Origin of the sequence: Paractinoplanes tereljensis (genome assembly GCF_016862435.1) — a bacterium.
GTDB lineage: Bacteria > Actinomycetota > Actinomycetes > Mycobacteriales > Micromonosporaceae > Actinoplanes > Actinoplanes tereljensis.
This window is the reverse complement of record NZ_BOMY01000013.1, coordinates 87,891-99,933: the sequence shown is the minus strand read 5'-3', so window position 1 is coordinate 99,933 and position 12,043 is coordinate 87,891. Positions and strand designations below refer to the sequence as shown.

The 12,043-nt window shown below is 71.2% G+C and carries 7 protein-coding genes; 3 read left to right on the top strand and 4 right to left on the bottom strand.

The features are described from left to right. Positions 1-147: 147 nt before the first annotated feature. Entirely contained in the window at positions 148-2,091 is a 1,944-nt protein-coding gene (locus tag Ate02nite_RS09680) for an acetoacetate--CoA ligase (RefSeq protein ID WP_203802407.1), read from the bottom strand. Positions 2,092-2,352: 261 nt separating this feature from the next. Here Ate02nite_RS09680 and Ate02nite_RS09675 point away from each other — a divergent pair, with 261 nt between their 5' ends. After that, positions 2,353-5,745: a hypothetical protein gene (locus tag Ate02nite_RS09675; RefSeq protein ID WP_203802405.1), complete on the top strand. Its 3,393-nt coding sequence runs from the start codon at positions 2,353-2,355 to the stop codon at positions 5,743-5,745. 4 nt (positions 5,746-5,749) lie between these two features. Here Ate02nite_RS09675 and Ate02nite_RS09670 read toward each other — a convergent pair whose 3' ends face one another. From Ate02nite_RS09670 to cofD, 3 genes are read right to left on the bottom strand one after another with little or no spacing between them, the layout of a single operon-like run. Next, positions 5,750-6,307, bottom strand: coding sequence for an NUDIX hydrolase (locus Ate02nite_RS09670; protein ID WP_203802403.1), 558 nt, complete (start codon positions 6,305-6,307; stop codon positions 5,750-5,752). Beyond that, positions 6,304-7,359, bottom strand: coding sequence for a coenzyme F420-0:L-glutamate ligase (locus Ate02nite_RS09665; protein WP_239147265.1), 1,056 nt, complete (start codon positions 7,357-7,359; stop codon positions 6,304-6,306). Before Ate02nite_RS09665 ends, Ate02nite_RS09670 begins: the two co-directional genes overlap by 4 nt. Continuing rightward, complete coding sequence (gene cofD / locus Ate02nite_RS09660; RefSeq protein ID WP_203802401.1) at positions 7,356-8,312, bottom strand: 2-phospho-L-lactate transferase; 957 nt, start codon at positions 8,310-8,312, stop codon at positions 7,356-7,358. Before cofD ends, Ate02nite_RS09665 begins: the two co-directional genes overlap by 4 nt. A gap of 158 nt (positions 8,313-8,470) precedes the next feature. Between cofD and Ate02nite_RS09655 the strand changes: the two genes are divergently transcribed. Next, positions 8,471-9,352: a hypothetical protein gene (locus tag Ate02nite_RS09655; protein WP_203802399.1), complete on the top strand. Its 882-nt coding sequence runs from the start codon at positions 8,471-8,473 to the stop codon at positions 9,350-9,352. Positions 9,353-9,452: 100 nt separating this feature from the next. Next, positions 9,453-11,960: a bifunctional FO biosynthesis protein CofGH gene (locus Ate02nite_RS09650; protein ID WP_203802397.1), complete on the top strand. Its 2,508-nt coding sequence runs from the start codon at positions 9,453-9,455 to the stop codon at positions 11,958-11,960. Positions 11,961-12,043: the final 83 nt, after the last annotated feature.

Sequence of the window (12,043 nt, the reverse complement as noted above, 5' to 3'; positions counted from 1 at the left end):
ACGGCGCCGCAACTGGAGTCGGGGCCGGTGCGCACCCCGCCACGACCAGCACCACGGGAAGAATTCGCCATCGGATCGCCACGAAGAAGCAGCGTCCCGGCCGCGAACCGGCAGGTCAACGTGATGATCGACGCCGCTTGATTTGTGTTATGCCTGGTTGGCGGAGCGCTCCCGGGCCAGGTGCTCGAACGCCACCAGCGACTCCGGGTTGGCCAGGGCGCCCTTCGCCGCCGCTGACTCGACCGGGGTGCCGGTGAGGATTCGCTTGACCGGGACCTCGAGCTTCTTCGCCGAGAGTGTGCGGGGCACCGCCCGTACCTGGTGGATCTCGTCGGGGATGTGCCGCGGGGAGAGGGCCGACCGCAGCTCGCCGCGGATCTTCCTGATCAGGGTGTCGTCCAGCTCTAGGCCCTCGGCCAGCACGACGAACAGCAGCAGCTCGCCGTTCGGGTTGTCGTCCTGTTCCAGGTGGACCACCACCGAGTCGGCGATCTCGGGCAGGCTCTCCACCACCGAGTAGAACTCGGCCGTGCCCAGCCGTACGCCGCCGCGGTTCAGGGTCGCGTCGGATCGGCCGGTGATCACGCAGGTGCCGTCGTCACCGATCGTGATCCAGTCGCCGTGTCGCCAGATGCCCGGGTAGACGTCGAAGTACGCCTCCCGGTAGCGCTTGCCGTCCGGGTCGTTCCAGAAGCCCACCGGCATGCTCGGCATCGGGGCGGTGATCACCAGTTCGCCGAGTTCGCCGAGCACCGGGTGCCCGGCCGGGTCGTACGCCTCGACCTTCGCGCCGAGCACCCGACAGGCGATCACCCCTTCGATCACCGGGTGCAGCGGGGAGGCCCCGACGAAGCCGGTGCACACATCCGTACCCCCGGACAGCGATTGCAGCTGCAGTTGCGTGCCCACCGCCTGGTAGACCCAGTCGAAGCCCTCGGCCGGCAGCGGAGCGCCGGTCGAACCGACGGCCTTCAGGCCGGGCTTGCGGGGTTCGAAGCCGGCCTTGCGGCAGGCCATGAGGAACGGCGCCGACGTGCCGAAATAGGTGATGCCGGCCTCGTCGACCAGGTCCCACAGGGCGGACATGTCGGGATAGCCGGGATTGCCGTCGAACAGCACGATCGAGGCGCCCACCGCCGGGCCGCTGACCAGGAAGTTCCACATCATCCAGCCGGTGGTGGTGAACCAGAAGAACCGGTCGGACGGGCCCAGGTCGTGGTGCAACGCCAGGATCTTGAGGTGTTCGAGGAGGATGCCGCCGTGGCCGTGCACGATCGGCTTGGGCAGGCCGGTCGTCCCGGAGCTGTACAGCACGTACAGCGGGTGATCGAACGGCACCGCCTCGAACGCCATCGGGTCATCGCCGGCCAGTGACTGCCAGTTACCCGCGTCGGGATCGAGGTAACCGATCGTCACCACGTGCTCGATCGACGGGATCGCCTCGACTATCGCCGTCACTTCCGCCGTCCGCGAAAGGGGCTTGTCGCCGTAGCGGTAGCCATCCACCGCGACCAGCACCTTCGGCTCGATCTGGCTCCACCGGTCGACGACGCTGCGGGTGCCGAACTCGGGCGCACACGACGAGAAGATCGCGCCGAGGCTGGTGGTGGCGAGCATCAAAACGTACGTCTCCGGGATGTTCGGCGCATAGGCCGCCACCCGGTCGCCGCGCCCGACACCCCGGGCCTTCAGCCCGGCACGCACGCTCCGCACCTGCTCACGCAGCTGCCGCGCGGTCAGCGTGATCGATTCCCGGCTTTGCGAGTACGCGAGTACGACCGGATCCTCGTCCCCGATTCCCGGCATCCGCAGCACGTGCTCGGCGTAGTTGACGGTCGCCCCCGGGAACCACACCGCCCCCGGCATGGTCGGGTCGGGCAGCACCGCGGTCGCCGGGGTGTGGCTGATCACCTCGAAGTAGTCCCAGATCGACTGCCAGAACCCCGGCAGGTCGGTGACGGACCACTCCCACAGCGCCGGGTAGTCGGCGAACACGAGCCCGCGCTCCCGCTCCAGCCAGCCCAGATAGGCGCCGATCCGGGTGGTGTCGCGAACGTCGGCCGGCGGTTCCCACAGCACTGTGCCCGTCATGCACACACCTTAACTTCAGTTCAGGCCACGATTTGGATCAAGAATTGAGCCTCTCCCGCCTCCCCGCCGTACGTCCATGTAGCCGGCCGACACACCCGGCGCGAACAGTGGTGTCCGGACCACATTCCGGCGCTGACTGATCGGCCGTCAACTATGTCCGCCCGGCCGAGCAAAACCAGCGCCCGCGCTGGTGCAGTCGGTCATGACGGGACGACAGTTGCCCAGCGTGGGTAGCGTGCCAAGTCAGGAACCATCCGGGGAGTGAACGTGCGCCACATCAGGTCGATCTTGTACGCCCTCGTCCTGGCGCCGGCCGCGTGGATCCTCACCGGCGCAGGCCTCAACAGCGACCTCACCACCCGCGGCCGGGACGGCTTCGCCGTCGAGACATTCACCGGCTTACTGATGCTGCTGCTGGCCGGAGCCGCGTACGGAATCCTGGTCCTGGGCCCCATTTCCCCGGCCGGCCCGGCCGCCGCCGGCGTCGCCTACCTCAGCGTGACGCTGTGGGCGCTGGCGTCCCCGTCGGCCTACGCCGACGCCTGGCCACCTTCGGTGGCCAAGGAGGGCTTCGATCTTTCCCGGCCCGGCTACGGCTTGGCCGCGCTGCTCGCGGTCCCTTTGATCTGTACGGCGTTGAGCGCGCGCCGCTGGCAGAAGTACGAGCCCCCGGTGCTGCCGCTGATCGGCGAGATCGGGCGTTTCCGGGGGGCCGCCGCAGTCCCCGGCGTCCCGATCCACGCGGCCCAGACCACGATGATCACCACTCCCGGCCTCGACCCCGACCCGACAACGGTCCTGCGCCTGCCACCCACCTCGTCCGACGACGACACGGCCCCCTTGGCCTCACCCTCCAACAACACGACAGTGATCGTCCCCGCCACCAACAACGACCCAACCGAGGAAGTAACCGCCCCAACCCAGCAGCCCACGACGGCGATGGAACCCGGCAAAGACGACGCAACGGTCGCGGTAGCTGCTCCACCGTCCGAGGGTGAGCCGACGACGGCGATGCAGCTCGGCGGGGGTGGGCCGACAGCTGCGCTGGTTGGTTCGGCGTCCGAGGGTGAACCGACGACGGCGGTGGAACTCGGCGGGGGTGAGCCGACAGCTGCGGTAGCTGCTTCGGCGTCCGAGGACGAGCCGACGACGCTGCTGACGGCCGGTGCGGACGAGCCGACAGCTGCGACGGTCGGCCCGGCCGCCGAGGCCGAGCCGACGACCGTGGTGGAGGCCGGCGGAGACGAGCCGACAGCTGCGGTGGGTGATGGGGCCGGTGAAGAGCCGGCGCCGGTCGTGGAGACCAGCGGGGATGAGTCGACGGTCGCGGTGGATGCTTCGGCGTCCGACGGCGAGCCGACGACGGCGATGCAGCTCGGCGGGGGTGAGCCGACAGCCGCAGTGGATGGTTCGGCGTCCGACGACGCGCCGACGACCCTGTTGAAGGCCGACGGGGATGAGCCGACGATTGCGGTGGGTGGTTCGGCGTCTGAGGGCGAGCCGACGACGCTGCTGACGGTCGGCGAGGGCGAGTTGACCGCTATCGCGGTTGACCCGGCGGCCGAGGGCGAGCCGACGGCGTCGGCGAAGGCTGGCGACGACGAGCAGACGGCAGCGGATGGCCTGGCGGCAGCGCGCGAGGCGGCGGAAGCCGACAGCGGGCTTGTGCCCGCGGCAGCCGAGGATGCCGATGAACCGACGGTGGTGAGCGACTCGGCGACCGAGGCGGTTGGCTCGGACGTCGAAAATCAAGCCGAAGCCGAAGCCGAAGCCGAAGCCGAAGCCGAAGCCGAAGCCGAAGCCGAAGGCGAAGCCGAAGCCGAAGGCGATGAGCTGACGGCTGATGTTGTCGAGCCCGCAGCGGTGGATGAATCGCGCGCTGTCGAGGGGGAGGCAGCCGCCGAAGTCGCGAACGACGATGAGTCGACGCTGGCGATCGCCGAGTCAGCCGAGGGTGACGAACCGACGGCCGACGTGGGCGAGCCAGCTCAGGAAGCGGAGCCAGCGGCGTCGCCCGGCGCCGAAGACGAACCGGCGGTGGCCGTGGCCGAGCCGGTCGGCGGGGATGAACCGACGACGGCCGTCGTCGGGCCTGCGGTCGACGCCGAGCCAGCGAGCGCCGAGGTTGTTGTCGACGATGAGCCGACGGACGCGGTGGTGGCGACGGAGGCCGATGACGAGCTGACGGCTGCGCTCGTGTCGGGGGAGACCGACGAGGAGCCGACGGCTGCGGTGACGTCGGCAGAGGCCGACGATGAGCCGAGGCCTGCGGTGGTGGCTGAGGCCACTGCGGATGGGCCTGAGGAATCCGGCGACGGTGAGCGGACTGCCGATGTCGCCGGTGCGGATGACGACGCGACCTTGGCGGTCGCCGATGGCGGGGATGGGTCGACGGCGACGGCCGATGCGGGGACCCAGGTTGCCGAGGGGACGGCGGCGGGCCCGCTCGTTGGCGACGACGCCGAGTCTGTGGAGGGTCTCACTGCTCGCGGCGGAGCGGACGCGATGCCGGTGGCTGAGGCGGGCGGCGATGCCGAGTCTGCGGAGGGTCTCACTGCTCGTGGCGGAGCGGACGCGATGCCGGTGGCCGAGGCGGGCGACGACGCCGGATCCGGCACCGGGGATGGCGACGAGCCGGTTGGCGATGAACCGGGCGACGACGAGCCGGGCGACGACGAGCCGGGCGACGAGCCGGATGGGGATGGGCCGGAGGGCGCGGGCGACGAGGAGCGGGAGTCCGCGGCCGGGCCCGTGGGGGACGGCGAGACCGCGGAGGCGCTCGGTGGAACACCGGCGCCGGGGGATCGCACGCAGGTCATCAAGCTTCCGGCTGCGGATGACTCGGAGCGGACCCAGGTGGTTCGGCTGCCGTTGCCGGATGACGGGGAGCGGACGCAGGTCATCAAGTTCCCGGTGGGGGACAACGCCGAGCGCACGCAGGTCGTTCGGCTTCCGGTGGGGGACGACGGGGAGCGGACCCAGGTCGTTCGGCTGCCGGTGGCGGATGACGGGGAGCGCACGCAGGTCGTTCGGCTTCCGGTGCGGGATGACGGCGAGAAGACGCAGGTCGTTCGGCTTCCCGTTCGGGATGACGGGGAGAAGACGCAGGTTGTTCGGCTTCCGGTGGGGGATTCGGGGGAGCGGAAGCTGCTTCCGTTCCCGGTCAGCGACCCGGGGGAGCGGACTCGGATCATCGAGACGAAAGGGCCGACCGACTCGGCCGAGCAGACTCAGGTCCTTCGGTTTCCGGCGCGGCCCATCGGGGAGTGGCCCACCCGGGACATTCGCGGACTGGGCGAACGGACCCGCAATCTCAGCGATCGCGCCACCGGGGACGTCGGTGGGGACGAGACGCAGGTGATTCGGCTGGCCGGGAAGACGGTGGATGACGAGCGTACGCAGATCATCCGGCCGCATCTGGTCACGCCGCCGGGGGAACGCACCGAAGTGGTGACGTTCGAGCCTGCGGTGTCCATCGCGGATGCCGAGGCGCCCAACTTCGCCGAGGACCCGACGGGACGGATCCTGCCGCCCGTGGTCCGGGCGGGGGAGCGGCCGAAGAGCGTCTTCGGCCGGGAGCGGCCGCCGGACGAGGTCGGCGAGGACACCACGCACATTCCGGTGCCGCGGCCGCCGGCCGACGACGAGAGCTGAGTGGTCAGCTCAGGCGGGACAGCGCGGGTGGGATCTGCCGGGCCGTCGCCGAGGCCAGCGGGGACGGCAGCGCGTCGGGGGCGAACCAACCGAGGGCCGCGGATTCCGCGCTGATCTGTTCGGTCGCGCCGGCCGGGCTGCGGAGCAGGAAGCGTACGTCGTAGTGCACCGACGGGGTCGCCGGCTGGCCGTCGGCGGGGCCGCAGCGGACCTCGTGGACGTCCACGTCGATCGGGTCGGGGTCGAGGCTCAGGCCGGGGATGCCGGACTCCTCGGTGGCCTCGCGCAGGGCCGCCTCGGCCAGGGTGCGGTCGGTGGGTTCGCAGTGGCCACCCAGCTGCATCCATTTGCCCAGGCGGCCGTGCAGGCACAGCAGCAGCCGGCCGTCGGGGTCGACGACCAGGGCGCTGGCGGTGACGTGACCGGGACGGTGTGCCCTGGTCATCGCGACCGGGCCGGCGGTCAGCAGCTCGAGGACGCGCTTGCGGGCCAGGTCGCCGTCCTCGGTGGTGGCCCGCCAGCCGGTCAGCACTCGGACCGCGTCGTCGTAGAGGTCAGTCATGCGGTGGCTCCGGAGAGTTCGAGGCGGATGCCGTCGTCGTGCGGCAGGGCGATGCTGGCCACCGACTCGGCGGCCAGGGCGGCGCGCAGGCGGTGGGCGTCGGCACCCAGGCGGATCAGGCCGGCGGGCGTGGTGTCACGGGTCTGCAGATGCAGGGCGGCGGCGTTGGTGGCCGAGGCCTCGGCCGGGGTGACTGTGGTCGTGCGGGACAGGTGGGCGGCCACCGTATCCAGGGCGCGCCGCACCGCCTCGGGGTCGACCGGCCGGTCGGACTGGAGGGCGTCGGGCAGTTGGGCGGCGTCGCGCAGGCCGGCCGCCCGGGCCTCGCTCGTGCCCAGGCTGAACATGTCGCTCTCGGCGTCGCGGAGGAGCGGGGCAGCGCCGGGGCCGTCGGCCGGAGCGCCGGGGCCGGCTTTCAGGTAGCCGCGGACCACCGCCACCGGCACGTTGTCGACCTTGCCCTTGACCAGCTCGCCGGCCGCCGACAGTTCGTCGATCACGGCCATCTGGGTGATCTGCAGCTCGTTGCCGTAGGGGTCGGTCTCGCCGCGGTGATCGCGGAAGGGCGGGATGCCGGCGGCGCCCAGGGCGACGTCGGTGAGGCCGTTGCGCCAGGCCCGGCCCATCGTGTCGGAGACGATGACCGCGACGTCGAGGCCGCGGGCCCGGAAACCGGCGCGCAGCCGGCGGGCCGACGCGTCGGGGTCGGCCGGCAGCAGCACCAGGTGGGTCTTGTCGACGTTGGAGGCGTCGATGCCGGCCGCGGCCATCACGAAGCCGTGGTGGGTCTGGACGATCGTGGTGGGGCCGCGGCGGGCCACCACCCGGGCGGTCTCGGCGACCAGGGCGGCGGCCCGGGCGGCGTCGCGCTCGGGGCCGTCGGCCGGGACCTCGACCAGGTTGCCTTCGGCCTTGGAGACGATCTTGCTGGTCACCACCAGGACGTCGCCGTCGGCGAGCCAGGGCGCGGCCGCCGCGATCAGCTGGACCAGGTCGTCGCCGGCGGTCACGTCGCCGATGCCGTGCACCGGCCGGATCTGCAGGCCGGTCACGAGACACCGGCCAGGGACAGGGCGTCACGCACCATCTGGGCGGTCGTCTCCTCGGAGCTCATCCACAGCGGGACCGCCCGGGTCGGCACGCCGGGCACCTCGGTGCCGTCGTCGGTGCTGTCGATCAGCCAGCCGTCGAGCAGGCCGTTGTCGGCGCGGCTGCCGTAGAGCGCGCCGACCCCGGCCGCGCTCACCGCCACGCCGAGGGTGGCCAGGCACTTGTCGGCCATGCCGCGGATCGGGGACTCGCCGATGATCGGGGAGACGCCGACGACCGGGGCCGAGCCGCCGACCACGGCCTCGCGGATCTGGTCGACCGCGAGGATCGGGGCGATGCTGACCACGGGATTGCTCGGGGCCAGCAGGACGACATCGGCGGCCGCGATCGCGTCGAGGACGCCGGGGGCTGGTTTTGCCGCGTCGGCACCGACGAACACGAAGCGGTGGGTGGGCAACTCGCCGCGATAGCGGACCCACCACTCCTGGAAGTGGATGGCCTTGCGCTCGCCGTCGACGTCGACCACCACGTGCGTCTCGACCCGGTCGTCGGTGGCCGGCAGCAGGGTGACGCCGGGCTGCCAGCGTTCGCACAACGCCGCCGTGACCGCGGACAGGGGGTATCCGGCGGTGAGCATCTGCGTGCGTACCAGATGGGTCGCCGTGTCCTTGTCGCCCAGGCCGAACCACGACGGCTCGACGCCGTAGGCGGCGAGTTCCTCCTTGACCACCCAGGTCTCGCCGACCCGGCCCCAGCCCCGCTCGGGGTCGTGGGCGCCACCCAGCGTGTACATCACGCTGTCCAGGTCGGGGCAGATCTGCAGGCCGTGCATGCGCACGTCGTCGCCGACGTTGACCACGGCGGTGACGTCGGCGCCGACGGCCCGCGCATGAGCACGCACGCCGACGAGGAATTTCGCACCGCCTATACCGCCGGTGAGGACCACGATCCGCATGGCGACATCCTCTCCCACCGGTATGACAGAACCGGCGAGTGGGTAACCGAGACCACGTCTTAAGTCGTTCTTAGGGGCGGCGCGCGAGGCGGTCGGATGGATGCACGACCGGTCTACGCTGTGCCGGTCTCAAAATCATCATCCGTCAGGGAGAAACCGTGACCAGCCAACCGCAGCCCGCGCCGGGCGAGGGCAGATCGGCCGGCCAGTACCTTCGCCCCCTCCGCGATCTGGCGGCCTACGCCCTGGTCGGGGCGACCGCCGTGTTGCTTCTCGTGGCGATCGTCGACCTGTTCGGCGACGGCTTCGGCTATCGCGCCCAGGGCAGCTTCGGCAGCTTCATCAACCTGGCCACCATCGCCTTCCCGATCGGGGCCGTGCTGCTCTCGCTCGTGGTCGAGCCGCGGCACCCGAAGGCGCAACTGATCGTCATCGCGGCCGTCGTGGAGTACGCGGTGATGGCCGTGTTCGGGCTGTTCTTCGGCGTGCTGATCGGCCTGATCAACGAGGCCGGCCACAACGGCGCCCGCAGCGCCTTCGAGGGCCTGCTGGTGCGGGTGGCCTGGCTCGCCGTGTTCGCCGTGGCGGCCTACGCGGTGTTCCTGATCTGGCGCAACATGTTCTACACGCCGCGCCCGAAGCCGCAGCCGGGCGTCTACGGCCAGCCGCAGTACAACCAGGCCGGCGCTTTCCCGGGCCAGCCCGGTTACGGCCCGCCTCCGGGCCAGCCCGGCCCTGGTCAGCAATACGGTGGCCCGCCGCCGCAGCCGGGCTACCCGCCGGCGCCCGGCCAGCCGGGCTACGCGGCCCCCGGGATGTACGGCCAGCAGCCCCCGGCCTGGAACCAGCCGCCGGTGGCCGTGCCCACCCCGGCCCCGCCGGCCTTCACCCCGCCGCCGGCCGAGCACACCCAGGTCGCGCCGCAGGTCGCCCCGGCGGGTGAGCCCACCCAGGTGGTGCCGGTCGAGGACCGCACCCAGAAGATCACCGATGACCGCCCGGGGTACGGGCCGGCCGATCAGGATCCGCCCCGTCAATAGGACCCGCCGGTAAGTCCCGGGCGCCGCCGTGTCCTATTCCACTGCGCGCGCCCGGGCACGACCGGGGCAACCGGTCACTTTCCGGCCTAGGCTGCACTGCGTGGTAAAGGTCAACGAGGAACCGGTTCCGACCGAGGCGAGCATTCGCCGCGCCCTGCGCCGCGCCGCCGACGGCAAGGCGATCGATGCCGAGGAGGCCGCCGCACTGCTGGCGGCCACCGGTGATCCGCTCGACGACCTGCTGGCGATCGCCGGCGGCATCCGGGACGCCGGTTTGCGCCTGGCCGGCCGCGAGGGCGTCGTGACGTACTCCCGCAAGGTATTCATCCCGCTGACGCGGCTCTGCCGCGACCGCTGTCACTACTGCACCTTCGCGACCGTGCCGCATCGCCTGCCGGCGGCGTTCCTGGAACGCGACGAGGTTCTCGAGATCGCCCGCCAGGGCGCCGCGCAGGGCTGCAAGGAAGCGCTGTTCACGCTGGGCGACCGGCCGGAGGAGCGGTGGCCGGCGGCCCGGCAGTGGCTCGACGAGCGCGGCTACGACTCCACCCTCGACTACGTGCGGGCCTGCGCGATCGCGGTGCTGGAGGAGACCGGCCTGCTGCCGCACCTCAACCCGGGCGTGCTGAGCTGGGCCGAGCTGCAACGGCTCAAGCCGGTGGCGCCGAGCATGGGGATGATGCTGGAGACCACGGCCACCCGCTTGTGGTCCGAGCCCGGCGGTCCGCATTACGGTTCGCCGGACAAAGAGCCGGCCGTACGGCTACGCGTGCTCGACGACGCCGGCCGGGTGGGCGTCCCGTTCACCACCGGCATCCTGATCGGCATCGGCGAGACCCGGGCCGAGCGGGTCGACGCGCTGTTCGCGATGCGGCGCACCGCCCGGGAGTACGGCCACATCCAAGAAGTCATCATCCAGAATTTCCGCGCGAAGCCGGACACCGCGATGCGCGGGATGCCGGACGCGGAGTTGCGTGAGCTGGCCGCGACGGTGGCGGTGGGCCGGATCATCCTGGGCCCGCGGGCCCGCATCCAGGCCCCGCCGAACCTGATCGACGCCGAGTTCTCCCTGCTCCTGAAGGCCGGCATCGACGATTGGGGCGGCGTCTCGCCGGTGACCCCGGACCACGTGAACCCGGAGCGGCCCTGGCCGCAGATCGATCTACTGCGCGAAAAGTCGGCCGAGGCCGGATTTGTCCTCCGGGAGCGCCTGACGATCTATCCCGAGTTCGTGAAGCGCGCCAACGAGGGCTGGCTGGACCCCCGGCTCGCGGCCCACGTGGCAGCGCTGGCGGACAGCGACGGCCTCGCGAACGAGGACGCCGAGGTGACCGGCAAACCGTGGCAGGAGCCCGACGACGCGTTCGGCACCGGCCGCACCGACCTGTTCGCCACGATCGACACCACCGGCCGCACCGAGGACCGTCGCTCCGATTTCGACGAGGTCTACGGCGACTGGAAAGAGGTCGCCGCGCACATCACCACGGACAGCGCCACCAGTCTGCCGGCCGACGTGCTGGCGGGCCTCAAGCTGGCCGGGGAGAACCCGGCCGCGCTGCTGCTGCCGGAGCACGAGGACAAGGCGATGGCCCTGTTCAACGCGGACGGCTCGGCCCTGGACGAGCTCGCCCGGATCGCCGACGACCTGCGCAAGGAGGTCAACGGCGACGACATCACGTACGTGGTGAACCGGAACATCAACTTCACCAACGTCTGCTACGTGGGCTGCCGGTTCTGCGCGTTCGCCCAGCGCGAGAAGGACGCCGACGCCTACCGGCTGAGCGTCGAGCAGGTCGCCGACCGGGCCGAGCAGGCCTGGCAGGACGGCGCCTCCGAGGTCTGCATGCAGGGCGGCATCGACCCCAAGATGCCGATCACCGCGTACGCCGATCTGGTGCGCGCCGTGAAGCAGCGGGTGCCGGGCATGCACGTACACGCGTACTCCCCGATGGAGATCGTCACGGCCGCCTCCAAGGCCGGGGTGCCGATCCGGGAATGGCTGACCGAGCTACGCGAGGCCGGCCTCGACACCATCCCGGGCACCGCCGCCGAGATCCTCGACGACGACGTGCGCTGGGTGCTCACCAAGGGCAAGCTGCCCGCCAGCACCTGGATCGACGTGGTCAGCACGGCTCACCAGGTGGGCATCCGGTCCAGTTCGACCATGATGTACGGCCACGTCGACCACCCCCGACAGTGGCTGGGGCACTTCCGGGTGCTGGCCGGCATCCAGGACAAGACCGGTGGCTTCACCGAGTTCGTGGCGCTGCCGTTCATCCACACCAACGCCCCGATCTACCTGGCCGGCCTGGCCCGCCCCGGCCCGACCTGGCGGGAGAACCGGGTCGTGCACGCGATGGCCCGGGTCCTGCTGCACGGCCGGATCGACAACATCCAGTGCTCCTGGGTGAAGCTTGGCGACGAGGGCACCCGGGTAATGCTCAACAGCGGTTGCAATGATCTTGGCGGCACCCTGATGGAGGAGACCATCTCCCGGATGGCGGGCTCGGAGCACGGTTCGGCGCGCACGGTGGCGGAGCTGAAGGAGCTCGCGGCGGCGGCCGGCCGACCCGCGGTCGAGCGAACGACTGTGTATGGCCGCAGGTAGTCCCCCTGTCGGGTTGATCACCTCAACCGATTGGACCTTGGTTACAAGGTCACAAATCGGGTTAAATTGGACGTGACGCGCCA

Coding starts and splice junctions, on each gene's coding strand:
- Ate02nite_RS09680 (WP_203802407.1), bottom strand. CDS start 2,091: ATGACGGGCACAGTGCTGTGGGAACCGCCGGCCGACGTTCGCGACACC.
- Ate02nite_RS09670 (WP_203802403.1), bottom strand. CDS start 6,307: ATGACTGACCTCTACGACGACGCGGTCCGAGTGCTGACCGGCTGGCGG.
- cofD (WP_203802401.1), bottom strand. CDS start 8,312: ATGCGGATCGTGGTCCTCACCGGCGGTATAGGCGGTGCGAAATTCCTC.